21 protein-coding genes are annotated in these 22,736 nt (G+C 31.1%); 8 read left to right on the top strand and 13 right to left on the bottom strand.

Annotated elements, in window-relative coordinates; genetic code table 11:
• Together V6246_RS02755 and V6246_RS02760 are read right to left on the bottom strand one after the other, a co-directional pair.
• Entirely contained in the window at positions 1 to 369 is a 369-nt protein-coding gene (locus V6246_RS02755; RefSeq protein ID WP_341558852.1) for a DNA topoisomerase IV, read from the bottom strand.
• A gap of 27 nt (positions 370 to 396) precedes the next feature.
• Entirely contained in the window at positions 397 to 801 is a 405-nt protein-coding gene (locus V6246_RS02760; RefSeq protein WP_042494948.1) for a helix-turn-helix domain-containing protein, read from the bottom strand.
• Between the two features lie 282 nt (positions 802 to 1,083).
• Here V6246_RS02760 and V6246_RS02765 point away from each other — a divergent pair, with 282 nt between their 5' ends.
• From V6246_RS02765 to V6246_RS02795, 7 genes are all read left to right on the top strand, one after another.
• A complete protein-coding gene (locus V6246_RS02765) occupies positions 1,084 to 2,241 on the top strand; it encodes a M14 family zinc carboxypeptidase (RefSeq protein ID WP_341558853.1) in 1,158 nt (385 codons plus the stop codon).
• Positions 2,242 to 2,311: 70 nt separating this feature from the next.
• Positions 2,312 to 2,791 carry an Lrp/AsnC family transcriptional regulator gene (locus V6246_RS02770; RefSeq protein WP_042494949.1) on the top strand — a complete coding sequence of 160 codons (480 nt, stop codon included), beginning with the start codon at positions 2,312 to 2,314 and terminating at the stop codon, positions 2,789 to 2,791.
• A gap of 282 nt (positions 2,792 to 3,073) precedes the next feature.
• On the top strand, positions 3,074 to 4,423 hold the full coding sequence (locus tag V6246_RS02775) for an MBOAT family O-acyltransferase (RefSeq protein ID WP_341558854.1): 1,350 nt from the start codon (positions 3,074 to 3,076) through the stop codon (positions 4,421 to 4,423).
• Between the two features lie 5 nt (positions 4,424 to 4,428).
• Positions 4,429 to 5,394: a hypothetical protein gene (locus tag V6246_RS02780; protein WP_341558855.1), complete on the top strand. Its 966-nt coding sequence runs from the start codon at positions 4,429 to 4,431 to the stop codon at positions 5,392 to 5,394.
• Between the two features lie 322 nt (positions 5,395 to 5,716).
• Entirely contained in the window at positions 5,717 to 6,688 is a 972-nt protein-coding gene (locus V6246_RS02785; RefSeq protein ID WP_341558856.1) for an ATP-grasp domain-containing protein, read from the top strand.
• A complete protein-coding gene (locus V6246_RS02790) occupies positions 6,672 to 7,376 on the top strand; it encodes an HAD family hydrolase (RefSeq protein WP_341558857.1) in 705 nt (234 codons plus the stop codon). Before V6246_RS02785 ends, V6246_RS02790 begins: the two co-directional genes overlap by 17 nt.
• Entirely contained in the window at positions 7,360 to 8,436 is a 1,077-nt protein-coding gene (locus tag V6246_RS02795; RefSeq protein WP_341558858.1) for a GNAT family N-acetyltransferase, read from the top strand. The genes V6246_RS02790 and V6246_RS02795 overlap by 17 nt, the downstream gene beginning before the upstream one ends.
• Before the next feature lie 28 nt (positions 8,437 to 8,464).
• On the opposite strand, the gene V6246_RS02800 is transcribed toward V6246_RS02795, so the two are convergent.
• The 6 genes from V6246_RS02800 to V6246_RS02825 form a co-directional block, all read right to left on the bottom strand.
• Positions 8,465 to 9,172, bottom strand: a complete 708-nt coding sequence (locus tag V6246_RS02800; RefSeq protein ID WP_341558859.1) for an acetyltransferase — start codon at positions 9,170 to 9,172, stop codon at positions 8,465 to 8,467.
• Positions 9,173 to 9,295: 123 nt separating this feature from the next.
• Complete coding sequence (locus V6246_RS02805; protein ID WP_341558860.1) at positions 9,296 to 9,904, bottom strand: sugar transferase; 609 nt, start codon at positions 9,902 to 9,904, stop codon at positions 9,296 to 9,298.
• 160 nt (positions 9,905 to 10,064) lie between these two features.
• Positions 10,065 to 11,123 carry a hypothetical protein gene (locus V6246_RS02810; protein WP_341558861.1) on the bottom strand — a complete coding sequence of 353 codons (1,059 nt, stop codon included), beginning with the start codon at positions 11,121 to 11,123 and terminating at the stop codon, positions 10,065 to 10,067.
• 77 nt (positions 11,124 to 11,200) lie between these two features.
• Positions 11,201 to 12,505 (bottom strand): CoF synthetase, encoded by a 1,305-nt coding sequence (locus V6246_RS02815; RefSeq protein ID WP_341558862.1) that lies wholly within the window; start codon positions 12,503 to 12,505, stop codon positions 11,201 to 11,203.
• Positions 12,506 to 12,509: 4 nt separating this feature from the next.
• Complete coding sequence (locus tag V6246_RS02820) at positions 12,510 to 13,496, bottom strand: sugar-transfer associated ATP-grasp domain-containing protein (protein WP_341558863.1); 987 nt, start codon at positions 13,494 to 13,496, stop codon at positions 12,510 to 12,512.
• A 64-nt stretch (positions 13,497 to 13,560) separates the two neighbouring features.
• Positions 13,561 to 14,718, bottom strand: a complete 1,158-nt coding sequence (locus tag V6246_RS02825; protein WP_341558864.1) for a glycosyltransferase family 4 protein — start codon at positions 14,716 to 14,718, stop codon at positions 13,561 to 13,563.
• Between the two features lie 475 nt (positions 14,719 to 15,193).
• Between V6246_RS02825 and V6246_RS02830 the strand changes: the two genes are divergently transcribed.
• Positions 15,194 to 17,170, top strand: coding sequence for a hypothetical protein (locus tag V6246_RS02830; RefSeq protein ID WP_341558865.1), 1,977 nt, complete (start codon positions 15,194 to 15,196; stop codon positions 17,168 to 17,170).
• A 327-nt stretch (positions 17,171 to 17,497) separates the two neighbouring features.
• Here V6246_RS02830 and V6246_RS02835 read toward each other — a convergent pair whose 3' ends face one another.
• From V6246_RS02835 to V6246_RS02855, 5 genes are all read right to left on the bottom strand, one after another.
• Positions 17,498 to 18,067, bottom strand: a complete 570-nt coding sequence (locus tag V6246_RS02835) for an acyltransferase (RefSeq protein ID WP_341558866.1) — start codon at positions 18,065 to 18,067, stop codon at positions 17,498 to 17,500.
• A gap of 1 nt (position 18,068) precedes the next feature.
• Positions 18,069 to 18,971: a glycosyltransferase family 2 protein gene (locus V6246_RS02840; protein WP_341558867.1), complete on the bottom strand. Its 903-nt coding sequence runs from the start codon at positions 18,969 to 18,971 to the stop codon at positions 18,069 to 18,071.
• Between the two features lie 245 nt (positions 18,972 to 19,216).
• Entirely contained in the window at positions 19,217 to 20,314 is a 1,098-nt protein-coding gene (locus V6246_RS02845; RefSeq protein WP_341558868.1) for an EpsG family protein, read from the bottom strand.
• Between the two features lie 57 nt (positions 20,315 to 20,371).
• Positions 20,372 to 21,304, bottom strand: a complete 933-nt coding sequence (locus V6246_RS02850; protein WP_341558869.1) for a hypothetical protein — start codon at positions 21,302 to 21,304, stop codon at positions 20,372 to 20,374.
• Between the two features lies 1 nt (position 21,305).
• Positions 21,306 to 22,736 carry an MBOAT family O-acyltransferase gene (locus V6246_RS02855; protein ID WP_341558870.1) on the bottom strand — a complete coding sequence of 477 codons (1,431 nt, stop codon included), beginning with the start codon at positions 22,734 to 22,736 and terminating at the stop codon, positions 21,306 to 21,308.

Here is a 22,736-nt window from a genome sequence, read left to right on the forward strand (position 1 = left end):
TTATTCTTCTCTGTAGGCAATTCCTTTTTGTTTTTTAGTTTCTCCAACATACGAGTATTCATAAGTGTAAGATGAATCGGTAGTTGTTAGTATCTTTAAGTGAATATCTTTTTGTTCTGCCATATTCTTTGGGTTTATGGTTTTAAAGATCACCTCGCAGTCGTTAATCCATCTTAGTTGCGACGAATCTGTTTTGCTGTCATAGACTTCCACTTGTAGTGTTTCGCTACGTTTAAACCTCGATTTGTAGATTACATCATTAATAGTGACTTCGCTATAGAATGCGCCTGTTTTAAAATCTTTGCATTCGCGAGCAGACTCGTAACAGTTAAAAAGAAAAAGCACAGGTAAAAGGTATAGAAATCTCATAGGTATATCTTGAAATGCAAAATTACTTTAATTCTGATAGTTTTTAAAACTTCCGTCGGAATAAAAAATAACAATACGCTCAATTGTTTTATCGCTATCTACTTGAAGATTTAAACTATTCTGGATGCTTTCGGTTTTAGGAGGATTTGGAATAGCGGTATTTTGAGGTGGAGTTGGTGTATTAATTTCTTGAGCTGTTTTTTGTTGAGCAGGAAATTCACCCTTGCCATTCATCAACCAATACAATTCTACTTCCGGAAAAGCGGTAAGGGTTTTTAGAACAAATTCTAAACTCGGCTTATTTCTACCAGACAATATATGTGAAATGCTAGAGCGTTGCACACTAATTTTTTCAGCGAAAGAAGAGGCAGATTCTCCGTAGTATTCCATCACTTTTTGGAGTCTTTTAATGAAAGCTTCGCTGTTTATCATTGTAAATTCGGGTTTCTGGTATTTGATGTTACAAATGTAATAATTATATGTTAATCGGTAACATTAAATGTGTTAAAACTGCTGACAACGTACAAGTTAAGCTTTAAATATTGGTATTTAATTATCTGAAAATAAGTTGTTTAGTTAGATTTTTACGAATCCGTTGTTTTTTATATATAATCGCAGGCTGAAATTGTATACTAATGTAAACAAATGTATTGATTTTTAGTGTTTACAATTGTAAATTAGTAATTGTTTACATTTGTATCATAAATAAAACACATGAAATTAGAAGTTATAAAATCCTTGTTTTTAAAACACAAAGAATCGCGTTTATCACATCGCTATATCACCAACAATCATATTAAACCACTTTTAGAAAACCTAGAAAAAGAGATCGTTATTGAAGTGATTGGAACCTCTGTTTTGGATGAATCTATTTATGGGCTAAAAATTGGTGAAGGTGAAAAATGCATCTTAATGTGGTCGCAAATGCACGGAAACGAATCGACAACAACCAAAGCTATTTTTGATTTATTAAACAGCTTATTGGATAAGGATTCTAATTTAAACCACATTTTAGAAAACTGTACCTTATATATAATACCAATTTTAAATCCCGATGGTGCTAACGCTTATACACGCATAAATGCCAATCAAGTCGATTTAAATAGAGATGCACAAAACCTTACGCAACCTGAAAGTAAGGTGTTACGCGATGTATTTACTAAGTTTAAACCACATTTTTGCTATAATTTGCACGGGCAGCGCACTATTTTTAGTGCAGGCAACACAAATAAGTTGGCTAGCGTATCGTTTTTAGCGCCTGCGCAAGATCAGGCGTGTACGGTAACGCCTAATAGAAAACGTGCTATGGAGGTGATTGCTGTAATGGATAAAGCTTTACAAGCTATAATACCAAATGGAGTAGGTGTGTATGATGATGCTTTTAACTTAAACTGTGTTGGTGATGCGTTTCAATGTGAAAATGTGCCAACTATTCTGTTTGAAGCAGGACATTGTAAAGATGATTACGGTCGTGAGGTGACTCGTGAGTTGATTTATACGTCTTACTTAGCATCTTTAGATTACATCGCTAAAAACGACGTTACTGGCGATAAGCACGAGGCTTATTTTAATATTCCGGAGAACGGTAAGTGTTTTTATGATATTATTATAAGAAACGTAAAAGCTGAAAATACTTCCGAAGAAAAAAGTACAGATATTGGTATTCTATATCAAGAGAAATTAGTTGATAACCGAATTGAATTTTTACCAAAAGTTGATAAAGTTGAAAACTTAAACAACTTTTATGGGCATAAAGAATTTGATGCTAAAGGTTTAGCTGTGTTAGATGGGGAAGGAATTGATATACAAGTTGGTTACGAAAACGTTTTCGTAATAATTAATAACCAAAAAATATCATTATTAATGAAATAAAGCGCAGTTAAAGTGTGTAATTATTAACAAAAATGTATTATTTTCGCTTTTTATTTAAGAATAGTTAATTATGGGGAAAATAAAGTTAGACGAGATTGATCACCAAATTCTTGATATGTTAATCGATAACACAAGAATTCCGTTTACAGACATTGCAAAGAAATTATTAATATCTGCAGGTACTGTTCACGTACGTGTTAAAAAAATGGAGGAAGCAGGAATTATTCGTGGTTCGTCTTTAACATTAGATTATAAAAAATTAGGTTATTCGTTTATTGCTTATGTTGGCGTTTATTTAAACAACACCTCGCAAACTAAATTCGTTTTAGAACGTATAAACGAGATCGCTTATGTTACTGTAGCGCATATTACTACTGGGAAATTTAATATTTTCTGTAAAATTAGAGCTAGAAGTACAGAGCATGCGAAAGAAGTTATTTTTATGCTAGATGATATTGAAGGTGTTTATAGAACAGAAACAATGATATCATTAGAAGAAAGTATTAATGATAAAAAACGACTGATGCATTCTATTTTCAGTGATATGTAGGTAACGCATTAAAAAATATAAATATTAGCCCTTTCTATTTAAATAGAAAGGGCTTTTTTTATGGAAACGGTTTCTTATAGCTGATAATAGGTATTTTGTAGAAATATTTTTTGTTTATACATTATATATAAGATATTTATACTTGCTATTAATATTACAGAGTGACCTAACCAAAACCAACCCATGTTATTTAATTCATTTGAATTTTTTGTATTCCTTATTGTTGTTTATTTTCTATACTGGTTTGTCCTTAAGAAAAGTCTAAAAGGGCAAAATATACTCTTGCTTGTTGCAAGCTATTTTTTCTACGGTATTTGGGATTGGCGTTTTCTCTCATTAATTCTTTTAAGTACTATTGTCGATTATATTATTGGTCATAAAATACATGATACTGATGATGATACGCGTAGAAAACGTTGGCTATGGTGTAGTGTTGTGTTTAATATAGGGTTATTAGGTTTCTTTAAATATTATAACTTTTTTATTGATTCTTGGGTAGATTTAGCTTCTACGCTAGGTTATACCATGCAAAGTACTTGGACGCTAAAAGTGATTCTTCCGGTAGGGATTTCGTTTTATACGTTTCAAACCATGTCGTATTCTTTTGATATTTATTATAGAAAACTTAAGCCAACCAAAAGCTTTCTATCATTTGCGGCATTCGTAAGTTTCTTTCCGCAGTTAGTGGCAGGGCCTATAGAGCGCGCTTCAAACTTATTATCGCAAATTTCAAATAAGCGTAATTTTAGTTATGCGCAATCTGTTTCTGGTTTAAAATTAATTCTTTGGGGATTGGTTAAAAAAGTAGTGATTGCAGATGCTTTGGGTCCAATTGTGGATGATATTTTTTCAAACTATGGTTCTTACCCAAGTTCTACCTTATTAATAGGTGCGATATTCTTCGGGTTCCAGATTTATGGTGATTTTAGTGGATATTCAGATATTGCTATCGGTACAGCCAAACTGTTTGGTATAGAGCTTATGTCTAACTTTAAATTTCCATATTTCTCAAGAAATATTGCTGAATTTTGGCGTCGTTGGCATATTTCATTATCATCTTGGTTTCAGGCTTATATTTATGTGCCACTTGGTGGGTCTCGAGAAGGGAAATTAAAAACCATTAGAAATGTATTTATTATTTTTCTGGTAAGTGGAATTTGGCATGGTGCCAATTGGACCTTTGTTTTATGGGGATTAGTGCATGCTTTAATATTTATTCCTGTTTTGCTTTTAGGTAATAACACCAAGTATAAAAACACAGTGATTGCTCAGCATACCATGTTGCCATCTGTAAAAGAGCTTTTGAGTGTTTTTGGTGTCTTTTTTATTGTAACCATTGCTTGGATATTTTTTAGGTCGGCATCTATTGGAGATGCTTTTAGTTTTATAGGCGGATTAACAGAGTTTTCTTCAGCGCCATATTTTCATCCAAATGGTTACAGAATGGTAGATTACTACATTCTGGTTGTGCTGTTTTTATGTTATGAATTTATTATTAGAAGAGATGAGCGTGCACCGTTCAACTTTAAAAACAGATATGTTCGGTTTTTGGTTTACACCATTATGGTTTTCGTGATGATGTTGTTTTATGATAGTGGTATAGATCGTTCATTTATATATTTCCAATTTTAATACTTATGAAAAAACTAATATTTAAATCCGGACTATATTTCATACTTATTTTAGTAGCGTTAGAGCTCTTTGTTCGTGTACTTCACTTAGGAAAAGATAGCCCAGCACGTTATATTGATGAGTTTAATGTTGAAAAATGGGAACCCAATCAAGGCGGTTATTCGGTAACAGGGAATAGAAGGATGAATTTTGCTGAATACCATATTAATAAATCGGGTTATAATTCGTATCGTGAATTTAATCCCACTATGGATAAAACTGAAATTGCTTTAGTTGGCGATTCTTTCATCCAAGGCTTTCATCAAGATTATTACGATTCTGTTGGTAAGAAAATTGAAAACCAATTGGATGGTGTTGAAGTTTACGAGTATGGCTATGCTGGTTACGATTTTGCAGATCAACTTCATTTAATGCATCAATATAAAGATGCCTTTGATAAAATTGATTACGTGGTTTTGGGTATTCGTTTTCGTGACGATTTGTTTCGTGATGAATATAAAGTTATTTACGACCGTATGCGTTTAGAATCTTCTATGTATAAAAATGCTAGAAAAATAAAACTTTTGGTATATGCACAAGGTATCGGAATTTTAGATCCAGTTAAAAAGTTTCCAGGAAAACTTATTTCTTTTTTTAAGAATAGCTCTAAAGTCGTTGCTGAACCTAAACCAGAAACGATTCAAGACATAGAGGAGAAGCAAGCTAAGTATATAAAGAATTTTGAATCGCTGGTTGAAAAATATGGTTATGATAAATCTAAATATGTTTTGCTTTTGGATAAGAGTGAAACACCACAAGTTTTCTTAACTTATTTAAGAGATCATGGTTTTAAATATATAGATTTTGGTGAGTCTTTAAATAACTCAAAAACACCACCAACTTTAGTTTATGATCAACATTGGAATAATCATGGTCGAAATCTAATTGCTGAATGTGTTGTTAATGCGTTTAAAAGCTTTTCTGCAGATTAATTGTAGTATAAAATTTCATAACAAACAAGTTAACCCTGTTAAAAGTATTTGAAAGAATAATTTTGATTCGTTTTTTATTATTGCCCTATATTTACCACATATTAAAAATATAGACGGCGTTTTAAGGTAGATATCTGTACTTAAAACGATTTTAAATTGGGAGTAATAAAATTAAAAAAAAATGTTAAATAATAAAGTCTAAACTTGGGTTTCCCTCGTATATACTTGGGGTCTTATGTGTAGACACAATGCTTATTTTTTATCAAAATAGGTGTAGAAATTTAATTTATTACAAACAAATCATATACAGGTATATTTTATTATGAATATATTAATTACATCAGCAGGAAGACGCGTTTCATTAGTTGAAGCTTTTCAAAAAGAATTAACGGCTGTATTTCCAGAAGGCAAGGTGATGACAACCGATTTTAACATTAAACTATCTGCGGCATGTCAAGTATCAGATCAATCTTTTCAAATGCCATTAGTTAGCGATGCAAGTTATTTCGATCGTCTGCTTAAGGTTTGTTTAGATAATGATATAAAGTTAGTAATCCCGACAATTGATACCGAATTACTTTTATTGGCTAAAAAGAAAAAGCAATTTTCAGATCATGGCATTAAAGTGATTGTGGCTTCTGAAGAGTTTGTTCAAATGTGTCGAGATAAACGTGAAATTCATGTGTTTTTTGAAGATCATAATGTTCAAATAGCAAAAGAGTATTCTAAATATGATTATAAGTTACCTATTTTTATTAAGCCGAAAAACGGAAGTAGAAGTATAGATACATATACCATTACAAAGCATGAGCAATTAACAAAGTATCATTTTAAAAATGATGATTTAATGTTTTTAAAATATTTAGATCATAATGAATTTGATGAATATACTTGTGATTTGTATTATGATAAAACCCATAACTTAAAATGTATTGTTCCAAGAAAACGTATTGAAGTAAGAGATGGTGAAGTTAATAAGTGTGTTGCCGAAAAAGGTGCTTTGGTAGATTACCTAAAAGAAAGATTAAGTTTTATTGATGGTGCTATTGGTTGTTTAACCGCTCAGTTCTTCAAGCATAAAGAAACTAATGAAATTTTTGGTATAGAAATAAACGCACGTTTTGGAGGCGGATACCCTTTATCTTATTTTGTAGGTGCTAATTATCCAAAATGGTTAATTCAAGAGTATTTACAAGAAGAGGATATCACTATCGAATATTTTGCCGATTGGGAAGAGAATTTATTAATGCTGCGCTACGATAAAGAAGTTTTGGTACATGACTACAAAGAATAAAATAGTATTTGTATTTGATTTAGATGATACACTTTACAAAGAAATTAATTTTTTAAAATCTGCTTACAAAGAAATATCGCAATACATTTCTGAAAAAAGTGATTTTGAGTCGGAAGCTATTTATGATAAAATGATTACATCTTATTATAATGGTGATAATCCTTTTCAAACGGTTTTAGACTTTGTTCAATCTGAAGAAATTACAATATCTGCATTACTTGATATTTATAGAAACCACGAACCAAATATTATTTTAACAGAATCTCATCAAGATATTTTAACTTATTTAAAAACGAATGTTTATAAAATAGGTTTAATTACAGACGGTAGGAGTATTCAACAAAGAAGTAAGTTAAAAGCGTTAGGTTTAACCGAGTATTTCGACGATATTATTATTTCTGAAGAGTTTGGTTCAGAAAAACCTAATGTTAAAAATTTTAACTTTTATTTAGATAAATACGGAGAAAATTATAAGTACATTTATATTGGTGATAATACTAAAAAAGATTTCATTGCGCCCAATGCTTTAAACTGGATAAGTATCTGTTTAGTAGATAGTGGCGAAAACATTCATAAACAAACATTCGATTTAGAAGAAAAATTAAAACCCTTATTTGTTATTAATAGCTTAAAACAAATTCCAGAAATTTTAAAAAAATTGAATAATTTTAATGAACTTAGTTTATAGGAAAATACAAAACAAGGAAGATTTAAGCGAATACCTGTCTAAGGTAAATTTATTTAAGGAAATATATCCGTTTTATAAAATTATAGTTGGAAATATAGATGAGTTAAGTGACAACCAACTTGGGTATTTCACATTAGAAGAAAATGGAAACATTATAATTCTAATGCCTTTTAGATTACGAGAAATAGAGCATAAAGTTGAAGGGGAAACATATTATGATGTTATTTCTCCTTATGGCTATAGTGGTCCTTTATACAATAAAAATACATCCCGAGCTTATTTATTAGATTTTTGGAACCAAGTTGATCTTTGGTATCAGGAACATAATGTGGTTTGTGAATTTATACGTTTTAGTTTAAACAATAATTACCAGTTCTATTCTGGTAAATTAGTGCCTACATTATCAAATGTAAAAGGTTATATCATTCCTGATGAAAAAGCACAATGGGATGCTTTTAAACCTAAAGTAAGAAATAATTATAGAAAGGCGGTTTCTAATGGTTTGCGTTTTGAAATTACTCAAGATAGTGCAAATTTAGAAGCCATAGAATGCTTTCATAGTGTTTATATTGAAACCATGACGCGGATTGGTGCTGCTTCAGAGTACTTTTATTCTTTAGAATATTTTAAAAATATCGTTCAACGAAATAAAGATAATTTTGCCTTAGCTTTTGTTTATAAAGATGATATTGCTATTTCTGTTGAGCTTATCTTGATTTTAAGAACCACCATGTATTCTTATCTTGGAGGTACATTAGCAGATTATTTTAATTATCGACCAAACGATTTCTTGAAAATAGAAGTTATGAATTGGGCGCGTAAAATAGGGCATGAGTACTATGTTTTAGGTGGTGGAAGAAAAGATGATGATAACCTGTATCATTACAAAAAAACATTTTTCCCTAATGATGGCGATGTATTGTTTTATACCGGACGAAAGGTGGTAAATACTAAAGTTTATAAGGAACTAGATCATATAGTGAATGGTCCAAAAGAAGCTAGTGCGCCAAAGTCTAAAATTTCTAGTAAAACGTATTTCCCTATTTATAGACAAGCTTAAAAAATCAGCTTAAAAAACGAAGTTTACTCTAAGATGAAAGGTCTTTCTTTTTATTAAGATACCCTTCATTTTCATGTCTATCTCTTATTTCTAGAGCAGGATTTCCATACGCAATTTTGAAGCTGCTAATATCTTTAATAACAGTAGATCCGGCACCTACATGCGTATGAGCGCCAATAGTAATGCCACCAATTACGCAAGAACCAATCCCGATTGAACTGCAAGTTTGAAGACTTACATGTCCTGCTACATTTACACCAGGCGCTAAACTAGAAAAAGGTTTCATAATGCAGTCATGACCTAAAGAAGACGACGTATTTAAAATACAAAACGCACCAATAGATGCATTCGCATTGGCTATAGATCCTGGCATTATTGAAACGCCTTCAGCAATAGTAACATCTTTTCCGATAATAGCATTGGGGTGAATAGCCGAAATATATTTAAAATTTACTTGTAATGCTTCAATTTTTAAATGCATTTGGCGGCGATCAAAATTATCACCAATAGCAATAATACCTCCTATAACTTGGTTTGTTTTAATTAAATCAGGTAAGTTATCCTCTGTTCCTAAAACTTCATAATTAAACAGTTTGGATCCTATAGGCTTAAAAGAATCGATTAAACCAAAAATGGTGTATTCATTTTGCCTTTCTATAATATCGATAATAACACTGGCATGGCCAGAAGCACCTATAATAATGATGTTGGGTTTTTCGGTAGGATGTAATTGCATTTAACTTGAAACTAGCTTTGGGTTTGTAAAAATTTTACGACTCTAAAATACATGAAATAATATTCTTAAAGCTAGAAAAAAGATAATTTTAACGTTCCTATTAAAAAATGAATCCACGTTTGGTTATTCATCCGCACCACCTGTAAACGTTGTCATGTTTAATCCGTCACTACTATTTATACCTTGCGGTACAACGAGTCGTTTAGCGGTTAAAAGCATGATTTGCAAATCCAACAAAAATGAAATGTTTTCAACATACCAAACATCATAAGTAAATTTTTGATTCCAAGAGATTGAGTTACGTCCTTTTACTTGAGCCCAACCTGTAATACCTGGTTTTACATTGTGACGTTTTTTTTGCACTTCGCTGTATAATGGTAAGTAATCCGTTAAAAGTGGACGTGGGCCAACTAAACTCATGTCGCCTTTAAGTACATTAATTAACTGTGGAATTTCATCTAAAGAATATTTTCTTATAAAATTTCCGATTTTGGTTACCCGTTGATCGAAAGGCAGAAACTCACCATTTGCATCCTTCTTATCATTCATGGTTTTGAACTTGATAATTTTGAAAATCTTTTCGTTTTTACCAGGACGCTGCTGGTAAAAAAAAGCTTTCCCTTGGTTAGCGATTAATAAGCATACAAAAACTACGAAAAAAATAGGAGCGAGTAGAAGTAAAGCGGTGAACGCAATTATAAAATCTAAAAATCTTTTAACTATAAAATACATGTAATAGGATTAAAATTAATTGAATAAGTGTTTCTCATTAAACTTAATTCAGGTTCAAAAGTATTGTATTTTTTTAAGGATTTAATTAAAAACACGTTTATGTTTCAATATTATCGATGTTTTAATTTTATTCCATCAGTGTGTCGATTTTATTGAAAATTTAAGAAGAAAATAGGTTAATTATTTCACTCATGTAAGCCATATCGTTGTCATCATATCTGTAATCTATATGGATATTTAAATAGAAACCATAAACTTCAGGATTATTCGGCCATAAAAGGGAAGGATAAATATTGTTCTTGATAAGATGTGTCTTAAAACGCGACATTATAGTTTCATCTGTAAAATGTAGCGTAAGTCCGAATGGAGTTTCTGTACCTTCTATTATGTTGAAGCTTTTATTCGTTTTTAATACATGTTTTAGCGCTTTGTAATTAGATGTTTTTAGTTGCAAATAGTCAACTTCTAAATAATTTCCCAATGTTTTTTTATTGGTTTCGCTAAGTTCAACCAAATCGTAATTATGATGCATTTTAGTTTCAGCTTCACCAACGAGTGCTAAAAATTCTGTTTTCAATTCATGATCATCATGATCTTGAGATTCAAATAAAGCTTTTTTCCGCATAGCTAAAGCAGTTGTGCCCCATATATCTGTAAAGATATTAGAATCGTCTAGATCTAAAACTTTTAAAGAAGTTCCGTTGGGTTTCCATGCTATGCCTCCAAGCGGAGCAGGTACTGATTTTCTAAGCGATGCCACGCAAAAATGGGTTTTGCTGTTTAAACAAGCGGAGCTTAACCAACCGTGCGAATGATCTTCAATAATAGTAACATCATTAGTATCACATGTAATATTACACTTTGAAATCCCCCAAAAGTTATTCACTAAAATAACATCGTCGCTTTGGGCGAATTCATTAGCTTCAATAGTGAAATTAGGGTCAGAAGGGTCTACTTTATACGTTTTTATGTTGCTGTAGTTACTTTTTAGCCAATGTGCTACGTGCTGGCAATAATATTCTGGCAACCAAAAAGTGTTAATGTTTGAATCTAACTTTATTGTTTCTATAACGTACTTTATCGCATGTCGGCCCGTATAGAATAGTTTATTATTTTCCGGATAAAAATTATTTACGGACGTTGCTAAATGTTTTGAAGTTGGATCTATATAAGAAAAAAAAGAACCATAGCCTTTTTTATCACTTTTAATATGCGACATAATTATAAACGATATATGTTATTTAATCTCGAGACTTTAAAAATATTAATAAAATCTATACCAGAGAAGTTCTACTCTTAGTTTTGTGCGATATAGTTGTTCAATGTCATTTTTCGCTTTCCTGAAGATAACAGAGGTATTTCATCAACCATTATAATATTTATCAAAGCATCATCACCGAGGAAACTTTTAAATTTTTCTATAAGTTCATTTTCAAACTTAAAATTTCCAGAGCAATTTAATTTAATGGTATAGGTTGTTTTGCTTTCTTGAATAAGTTGAATTTGCTTAACACCTTCAAAACGAATACTATTAATCATAATAAACGACGATACTATCACACCTTTGGTATTGTAAATAGTGTCTGTTTTTCGTCCTTCAATCCTTTTTAAAGTTGGCAGACTAACTGTAAAATCCATGGCACCAAGATCTCCGGTATCGTAACGGATTAACGGCATAGCGTAACTAAATAAATCGGTAACGACAATACGCCCTAATTCGCCTTTTGGAGCTTGTTCGTCGTTATGGAGATTTAATATTTCAATATGGTAAGATGCCCAATTAATTTGGAATACCTCGCTATTTGGTGTTTGCTGTGCAAGAATACCATTCTCCATATTAGAGTAACGTGAGAGCATAGGGCAATTAAAATAATATCCCATACGTTGTTTGGTGTATGCATTAATACCTTCGGCCATCCCGATAATAGATTTGAAATTAGCGTCTATTGGTTTTTCATTTTTAGCGTCAAGGAATTTGCAAACTTGTTCGAAAGCAGAAGGGAAGCCTAGCCAGCCTTTGTGTCCCGATGTCTTTTTAATCTGTTCAATCAGGTTTTCAATACGCTCGTTATTTAGGTTAATAACTTCAATGGGTTTTAGGTTTTGCGCCCAGTTTTTAAAGTTTGAGTTTTTAAAATTCAATCCCCAATATCTCAAATACCATAATTGGTAACCAATTTTAAAACCAGCCAATTCAGAGAAATAAATAGTGTCAGCACTATTTCTATAAATTTTATTTTTATTATGAAGCACTTTAAATGGTGTGCCTGTAGATCCACTAGTAGAGCGTGTTATGTTTTTTTTATTCAGAAAAACATTTGATTTAAAAAGCTCTTGGTTTTCTGTAATCTCAATTTTATTTATAACCGGAAACTGTTCAAAATCCTTTTCAGAAAGATTAAGGCTTTTATAAAAGGGCGTGGTTTGTATGCTGTGTTTTAAAAGTTTGATTAAGTTTTGCTCACGTTTAATTTTTGTAGTTTCAAAACTATTGAGCGTATCACTGATGTCGATTACGTGTTTTTTTATCGGACTACCTTTTAAAGTATCTAACCACCAAAATAAAGTGTTGCGGAATCTTTCTAAAACAACGTTACTCATTTATTTAATTTTTAAGCTCAAAAAGCACGTCTTTAATGTGTTTATTATTGAGGTAACCACCGCAAGCCACATCGGTAACATGTAGAGAAGGGCTTTCATTACCTTCAAGAAGTATTGGGCCTTCGTTTGTAATAGCAACATCCCAACCTACAATTCGGTTTGGTAATGCGTTTGACGCCTTTATCGCGAGTTGAAAAGCTTCTTTGTAAAATGGAATTTGAAATCCATCTAAAGTCACTTGAGAATCTGGATGCTCGGTAACTATCTTGCCGCCTTCAACAATATCCTGTCGTCCCACACCTTGTAGTTTTCCTGATTCTAAATTTAAAGACACGTAGAACCCTCCAGTATGTGTATTGTCGGTAAAGGTGTTTCCCATGCCAAAACGCATAAGGGCAGAGAGCACGTGTGCTTCATTATTACTATTTATATAGGTATCTATTCTAATTGTGTTTACGGAGTTGCTAAATATGCCGTTAATGGTATCGTGTTGATCAACATAAGCTTGGTGTACATAGCTATTCGATATTAAAGTAGGGTATATGTTTTCAATTTGCGATTCCAAATTTTCCTTTTTTAGTAAAAAGCAACCTTGGCCGCCTTCACCTAAAGTGGGTTTTAAAAATAGCGTATCGATATTAGATGTTTTAAAAACGCGATTAAAAAAAGCTAAAGCATCTTGTTTAGATTTTATTACTTCGTTTTCATTCTTATAAAACCAATGCGCTCTAAAATTATAACTCCATAGCGTTGGTGTTGGCAATTTAGAATTTAAGCAGTAGTTGTAAAAGTTTAATTTATTTTTTAAAATCGACGAAATTTCAGGAAACACCATTTTCTTAGAACCTGTAATTAAGTAATATTCTTTTAAACTTAAATAGTTCTTATAGTTTACAACATCTTTTCTATATAGATATTTTCTAAAATAATCTGTAGGTAGCATTTTTTTATCCATGCCATACAAAACACATTCCTTTAATACTTGTGGCAAAGGTTTTTTGTTCGAATCCTTTAAGTATACGTTTAAGTATTTCAGTCTCGAAAGCATGTCTTTATTATTTTAGTGTGTTATATTCACTCAGTAAGGCATCCCAAACCACTTGGCGTTCAAAATTATTAACGATATGCGCTCTACATAATTTCCCCATAGTTTTAGACGCGTTACCAAGTTCTAAAACGGTTTCCATGGCTTTTAATAAAGCTTCGGTATCTTTAACAGGAATAATTAATCCTGTTTTTTCGTGATCTACAATTTCATTACATCCATTAATGTCGGTTACTATGCAAGGTAATTCCATGGCACCAGCTTGCATTACTACATTGGGAAAGCCTTCTCGGTAACTCGGGAAGGTTAACGCGTTGGAAATCGCAAAGTACGGGCGCACATCATCAACCCAACCTGTATTCATTACGGCATCGGTTTGTTCTATAAATTCTAATGTTTCTGGAAGTAAAGGATCAAGCTCCGTTTCATAAGGGCCAACTAAAAGTAATTTAATATGGTTTTGTTTAGCATGTAACGTTTTAAAAGCAGCAACAAGCTCGTTAATTCCTTTGTCTGTTACCAAACGTCCAATAAACACAAAAACAAAATCGTTAGGTTTTATATTAAGTGTGGCTCTTAAAGCTTGGTTTTTATCAGCATCGTTAAAAAGTTGCGGATCAAATAAACTGGTATCAATACCATTCGAGCTTCCGTTGGCAATCACCTTTAGTTTAGGTTCCTTGGTAAAACCTTCTTCTAGAATAATATCTTTTAAGCCATAAGAGTTCGGATAAATTTTAGTGGCGCAGCTATAGGTAATGCTTTCAACGGTATTTAAAAGTGTACGTTTTAAACCGGTAGCTTCAACAAGTGGTAAACCAGCTATGGTATGTAATCTGTGCGGAACGCCAGCTAAAAACGCAGCTAGCATACCTAATGTACCTGCCTTTGGCGTGTGGGAGTGTACAATAAAAGGTTTTTCTTTTTTGAATACTTTATAAAGTTGGTATACAGCCACTAAATCTTTAAGCGGCGTTATTTTCCGCGTCATTTCTACAGCTACGGTTGGTATGCCTTCTAGTTCAATCAGTTTTTCTAAATGATTATCCTCGCCTTTAGATGATATGCCTAAGATATCAAAGTATTGAGACATAAAGCGAAGTTGTCCTTTTAATAAGCCGCTAAGCGATAATGGGACTGTGGTTATTCTAATTATTTTTTTTTTCATTTTATCGGTAGGGCGTTGTAAATCTCGACAAATATATAAAACTTAATGTTGGCTTAATATTAAGGGCTTGTATTTTATAATTATTAGCTTTTTTTTTGTCATATTAATTATTGTGAACAAGTCTGTGGATCATAAAATAGGACTGTGTAAGTAAAATGACTTAACTGATTGATTTATAGGTAACTAATTTCCTACAAACCAGCAAATCAAGTTGTAAAAAGTTATTAACAAAGGCTTTTTTTTAACTTTAACATAGTTATTTTCGCAACTTGCAAATTTAGATAGTCCAAATCTCTCTTAGCCTCGTAATTAATTATAAGTATAACTGAAAGAAAACAGCTAGACTGTATTTCATCGTTGAAAAATGCATTTTGTCGAGTATTCACCTACAGAAAACTGCATTTCATCGAAAAAATATGTTTTTAAACGATATTTCTTATAATATTGTCTCGTTGAATCTTTTGAAAATTAAATTATGAAGAAATTAAAGAATTTAATGTTAGTCACATTAATCGGAATGAGTGTATTGGGCACATGGTCTTGTAACAATGAAGAATTGTATGAAGAACCTCTTGCTGTGATGGAAGATGAGAGTAATGAAGATGTCGATGATACTGTTACTGATGTTAATAGTCCTTGTGATTTTACTTTAGAGAATCTTGAAGCTAATTCAACAGTTGTTGTTAACTGTATTATAGATTTACAAGGTGAATCTTTAGATTTACCAGAAAATGTAACTTTATTATACGAAGGCGGAGATATTATCAATGGTACGCTTGTTTTCTCAGAAGGATCTTCTATTGATGGTGATTTATTAGGTAATACACTTGAAGTTGGCGGAACAAAACCAGCTTTAAGAGACACTTCTTTTGCTTTCGATCCTAAAAGATGGGGTATTATTGAAGGTGTTGTTTCAGATGAAGTTGCTCTTAGTAACAGAGATATTTTAGAAAATACAATGCTTTTAGCTAAAGCGTATGGTATTGATACTTTTAAGATAGATGAGCTAGACGCTTATTTCTTGGTTAGTAGGGTTACTAGTAGCACTTCTAATAGGAATTTTTACCCAGCCCAGGAAGCTATAAATATACCTGCAGATTTTAATTTAATAATGACTGACAATACTCATTTAAGGGTGTTTCCTAATAGCTCAGAAAAATATAGTTTATTAGCAGTTTATAATGCAAATAATATAACTGTTACTGGAGGGAATTTATATGGTGATCGTGATGAACATGACTATTCTAATGGCAATACCCATGAGTGGGGACATGTTTTGACTCTAGAAGCTACGAATAATACCATAATAGACGGAGTTAAAATATTAAATGGATCAGGTGATGGACTAAAAATACACAGTTTAAATTTTACTTTTCAAGATAACTACATTCCATCTCATAATATTATGATTAAAAATTGTGTTTTTGATAGCAACAGACGAAATAATGTGTCGATTACAGATGGATATGATATTTATATTGAAAATAATGAGATTTTGAATGCAGGAATAGATACAAATAACTCAAAAGGTGTAAATCCTAAATTTGGAATCGATATTGAAGCTGTTAGAACTTCTGATGGTAGTGGAGGTTATATTTTTTATGAACGATCTGAAAGAATTTACATACGAAACAACACTGAACGTGGCAGTGCTGCAGGATCTGTTACCGTACATATTGGATATGATGTTATTGTAGAAGGAAATACCGTTGAAAAGGGATTAAGTTATTCATATGCTTCTGGCACAAAAATTATTAATAACATAGTGACTGCAGGATCGTTGGGCGGAGGTACTGGCATTACGGCAGGTAAAAAATTAACAGGTTCTTCTGATTCTATCTTTGATAACGAAATATCAGGAAATACTGTAACTGGATTTAATGTTGGTATAAATGTTCAAAATAGAAGCACGGTTGTGACTAATAATAAAATTTATGATTTTAGTACAGGTATTTTTCCTACCGAATTTTTAAAAGATTCGAGAATATCTGATAATACATTGGTGAGTGAAAGAGTAAATAGTACAGGTATTTTTATTAATGGTTCTATGTTAGAAAATGTAATAATTGAAAACAACGATGTTGAAGTTACACGAAATGCTCTTAAAATAACTAGAGGTAATTCGACTGATGAATCTGCTGAGTATTCATTTACTTTAAAAAACAATATTTTTAAAGCCCCTAGCTATTCACAAATTTCATATTCAAACGGTGTTGTGTTAGAAGATAATAGTTTTAATCATGGAATTCAAGTTTTTGGTTCATCAGATATTGGTTTTTATAATAATACCATTGTGGCAGATGGTCAAGATGGAATTCAATTAAGATTAGAAAATACTAATATCATAATGGAATCTAATGCTATTAGTGTTGGAGACAAAATGACTTGTATTAAAGTTGATTCGGCAACGTTATTGAGTCAAATAAAAAATAATGAAAATACATGTAAATAATAACTATGTATGAAAATAATAATCTGATTTAAAAAATTAGAACTTTTTAAAAAAGGGTTAAACTTATTAAAAATAAGTTTAACCCTTTTTAGTTTATAAAGACTTTTAAACAAATACTGAAAGCATTTCTCTTTTAATATTTGTATAAATAATCATCTTACAAAATTAAATCAATAAAACAGTATGTTTTGAGCACTCAAGCCTCACAATTGCGCCATAGTATAAGGACAAATCATTTGCTGTTTTTAAGGCTTGCCCCGATGCATCACTTGTAGATTCTCATAATATAAGTACATTCAATACATCTTTTCCCTCCACGTATTAAAGCTATATTTTTTTTATTAATTTTGCCGGAATCCCACCAACTAAAGCATGGTTTTCTACATTTTTATTAACTACGGCTCCTGCGGCTATTATTGTTCTTGTTCCAATACTTACATTGGCTAAAATTCTACAACCACAACCAACCCAAACATCGTCGTTTACTAATACAGGGCCTTTTGTAGTATCATTGTATTTGATGGGAATATCTTGATTATTCCACGTATGGTTAGTAGTCATGATGGTACTGGCATGAGCGATTGAAACGTTATCACGAATGGTCAATCCTCCTGTCCCATCTAGATAACACATAGAGTGAATGCTAACATTGTTTCCTATGGATGTGTTTTGAATACCCTTAAGAAAAACCCCTGGGTGTATAGATACATTATTACCACAACTTTTTGAAAGATTTTTAAAAATTACATACCTAATTAATAGCCCTATATGTCCGGGTGTATTTCTAAACATAAGAAAGAAAATAGTGTTGATATACCTTGGTGTTAATTTATTTACAGAAACTAATATATTTATTAGCCCGCTTAATCTCTTTGTCTTTTCTCTTCCTGTACTCATTTTAGTTTGTTTTATTCATAACTCCGTTTTTAGTGGTACTCATAACGTAAAAATATAATACAATACCAAAAGGGATAGCAAAAAAAGTTAATATTTTTTTTGGAGATTCATATAAAAAGCGCCAATTCTTTGTCATAATACTGCAAGAAACATAATGTATAGCATTTCTTAAACGTTCACTAAAGGTATACGAATATACCATGCGTTCTTTTCGTTCATGGGCAAACCCTTTAGGGTGTTTTTTATATTGATTAAAAATATTTAAACTAGAACCATCAACCATATATTCTACATCACAAAACACTTCATTAAAACAAAGCATATAATAATCTTGATCAATAAGCATATATTTATAACCCAAGGGCACAAAACGCTCACCTTTAAATATTGGATACTCAGGGTATTTTTTAATAATCTCTGTACGGTAAACAAATTTTTTATCGCCCACCACATTATATTTGCTTTTCAGTTGGTAATACTTGCATTCCTTAAGATTATCGGGAAAAGAAGTGCCTATTACATCACCTTTTCTATCAATATCTAAGCCTATCATACCCGCATACCTATCGTTACCATATTTATTCCATAAATTTAAAATATTCTCGATGGCATTATCAGGCATAAAATCATCTGAGTCAATACATACGTTTAGTTCTGTATCAATTAAGCGATATGCCGTATTATGAGCTCCATGCATCCCTTGATTTTTTTGATACGTGTATTGTATGTTTATTTTATTTTCTTTTATCCATAGATTAACTAGGTCTTTAGTATTATCTGATGACCCATCATCAATAATAAGCCAAGTAAAATTTTGGTTCGTTTGCCTTACCAAACTATGGTAACATGCTTCTAAGCAATAGGCGCGGTTGAAAGTTGGGGTGAAAATTGTAATTTGTATCATGATAAAATTATATTATATGCACTGAACATATCAATATTTAATTAAAAAAAATCAAATATTTCTTGCTATTTTATTCTCAGTACTTGTTTAAATGGTGCGATATTATAACTGAAACATCAAGTATCATTTTATAAATAGATTTTTGTTCATATATAATAATCATTGGCTCTGTAATTGTATTTTCAACTATTTCTCTTCAATAATTATAAGTGTAAATTCCAAATTTTGATTAATAAGTAATTATACTAAACTCTGTCATCGGCATAATAAATAAGATACATTAAATAAGTAAATGCAAAATATGCGAGATAAATATAACCTAGCATGATATGCTGACGCTTGAAAAAATTCTGTTTTAATAAAGGGTATATAATAACAATGGCCATCATAAACCAAGAAAGGTATGCAAAACGATTAGAAAAATTTGCCCTAATCACTAAAATCCAAAAACCGTTTGTTATTAAATAGATGTTAAATAGTTGTTTATATACTTTATCGTCAAATTTTCGTTTAAAAATAAAATACCAACCTGCAAATACAGGAAAAGCACTATAAAACAAAAAGTCATAACGAAAACCAGCACCTCCAGCACTTTCCCCAGATAAATAACCACTTAACCTATCATCGGCAAAACCAAGGGACGTAAACAACGAAATCCAAACCCCACCAAGAGCAATAGATAGCGGAATAGCGGCTAACCAAAAGGATAAAAATGTTTTAGGATTATTATAAATAACTGTAGCACTATAGGCTAGTATAACTAAGAGCATGGATTTATGAAATAACACAGCCAAAACAAAAAGTGATATCATTTTAATTTTATTGTTTTGGTATGATATACCCCAAAGAAAAAAGGAGGTTGCTATACCATTTCGTACACCGTTAACACCATATGCCCAAAAAGAAAAGGATACGATAAACATTAAAAAGCAATAAAACCAAAATTCTTTAAAAAAAGCTTTTGATACTTTGTACATGGGGTATATATAGAGCGTAGCACAAACGAGAAAAAAGTTGTTTACAGACATAAAACTAGCACATGTTTTCATGAAAAGATGAAAAAAGATGTCTTTATCAATAAGAATAATACCACCATTTTTATAATGATTAAAATGTCGTGCATATGTCCGCATATCAGTAAAATAACGACCGCTAACAGGCCTTAAACCTATATACAACACAATAAGTACTAAAATGATTAAGCCAATGGTTTTTATATATGCTATATTTTTAGTAGCATGCATATCTAAAATAAAAGAATGCAAAAAAGTTATAAGAACAATTACTAAGCAAGTATATGTAAATATATCATAATAATATTTTAATGGTATAAATTCAATCATATTTTATTATTTCTACTTTACAAGTAAATTTTAATAATATTATAAAAAAACAAATCATTATTTTGAACTATGTTTGGTTAATTTATAAATAGAATCACATAGATTTTTCGTAAAATCAACCCCTCCATACTTATCTAAATGATTGCCATCGTAAGTTTTATAGTTATTATCATGAGATAAGTTTAAATAGTTAATCTTTTTTTTAACCGCAATCTCTTGAATATCAGCATCAAAATTAGGCCAAAAATTAGTTTCAACTTGCATTATATCTTTATCAATAGGCATTCTTAACAAAAAGATATCACCAAAGGTAGCTAAATAAGTGATTAGGCTTTCAAGACTTTTCAAGCGGAAAGCAGATTTATTCCATTTTTCAGAAAATCCTTCATACATAATAACTTGGTTTTTTTTCCATGATTTAAGCATCAAACTATCTTTAGGTAAATTAGATTCTTCAAGCCAGCCATCTTTATGCATTTTAGAAGTTCGCCGAACAATTGATTTAAAATGAAAGTAATCAAAATTTTTAATGAAATATTCGAAATTGGGACTAATGCTGACTTGTTCCATATTATGAGGAGGCATTCCTTCTTCAAAAAAAACACTATTTTTAACATCATCTTCTTCTCGTTCGGAGAGTATCCATGGATTAACGGTTATTATAAATAAGCCATTTTTAGTATCAGGACTCAATTTTCTTTTTATACTTTCAGTGTACAATGGACCGTATGCTATTTGCGCTATGGTAAAACTATAATTCATTATAGGTAGTTGATACTCATGATCTTTGTTATTAAAGTAAGAATCAATAACTGATGGCTGAATGCCTTGCATGCTTCTAGAATCTCCTAGTATAAATGAGCTTGATTTAGGAGTTGTAAATTTTTCATAAAAATAGTCAACGTAACCTCCTGAAGTTATTAAAATAGTGGAAATTATGGTAATTACCACTAAAAAAAATAAAATGGATTTGATTAAAAATTTTTTCATTTTAAAACTGAAAATATATAAACGATTGTGATTTAGCTCCAAATATCAATATTAAACAAAAAATGAAAGTATAGATTGTCCATCTAAACAGTGCAAAATTAACATTATTTAGCACTAATCCATGTTGTTGTTTTCTATTTAACCATTCAAAAAACACTAAAATAAAAATGAATATAAATGGTTTCAAATCTACAGTAGGTATATCTAAAATAGTAATAGAAAAAAGATTATAAATATAGTTAAAAGCTACATTAACACTTGGTGCTCTAAAAAATACCCAAGCTAAAATCGTGATTAAAAAAGTGGTCGTGACTTGTAATAATTCTTTGAAACCAATAAAAACACTGTTTTCTGCAACATTATTAGTGTTTTTTCTGTTTTTATTTAATAGAAGTAATGGTAAAAAATATATAGCATTTAAAGCCCCCCAAATCATGAAAGTCCAATTTGCCCCATGCCAAAAGCCACTGACTATAAATATTATAAATGTATTTCGAATTTTCTTTGATAGATTCCCCTTACTGCCTCCTAAAGGAATATAAACATAATCTCTAAACCATGTTGATAAAGATATATGCCATCTGCGCCAAAATTCAGCGATATCTCGAGAGAAATATGGAAAAGCAAAATTTTGCATTAAATTAAAACCAAATAGTCTAGAAGTACCTATGGCAATATCTGAATACCCAGAAAAATCACCATAAATTTGAAAAGCAAAAAATAATGCGCCAACAAAAAGCGTACTTGCATTATAATCAGCATAATTATCAAATACTTGATTTGCTATTAATGCGCAATTGTCGGCTACAACTATTTTTTTGAATAGTCCCCATAAAATTTGACGGAGACCATCTGCGGCTCTGCCGTAATCAAATTTTCTTTTTTTGTAGAACTGAGGGAGCAAGTTAGTAGCCCGTTCAATAGGTCCAGCGACAAGTTGAGGGAAGAAGCTAACAAATGCAAAGAAAGCAACTGGATCTCTTGTTGGTTTTAGATTACCTCTATATACATCTATGGTATAGCTCATAGTCTGGAATGTATAAAAACTAATCCCTACCGGTAATATGATGTTTAGCGTAAGTGTGTCAATTTGGTATCCAAATGATAGAAAGGCTTCTTCTAATGACTGTGAAAAGAAATTAAAGTATTTAAATACTCCCAAAAAACCTAGATTAACAAACATACTTATTGTGAGCCAATTTTTTTTTGATTTTTGGGTATTTGCATTCTCAATAAAAAGACCACAATAATAATCTATAATTGAACTAAAAAGTATAAGAGATAAAAATCGATAATCCCACCAGCCGTAAAAAATATAACTAACAACTAAAAGTAAAAAGTTTTGTAACTTAATACTTTTATTAAAAACAAACCAGTATAGTAAGAAAACTATTGGTAGGAATATTAAAAATTCAAAAGAGTTGAATAACAT

This window comes from Algibacter sp. TI.3.09, from assembly GCF_038154905.1.
GTDB lineage: Bacteria > Bacteroidota > Bacteroidia > Flavobacteriales > Flavobacteriaceae > Algibacter.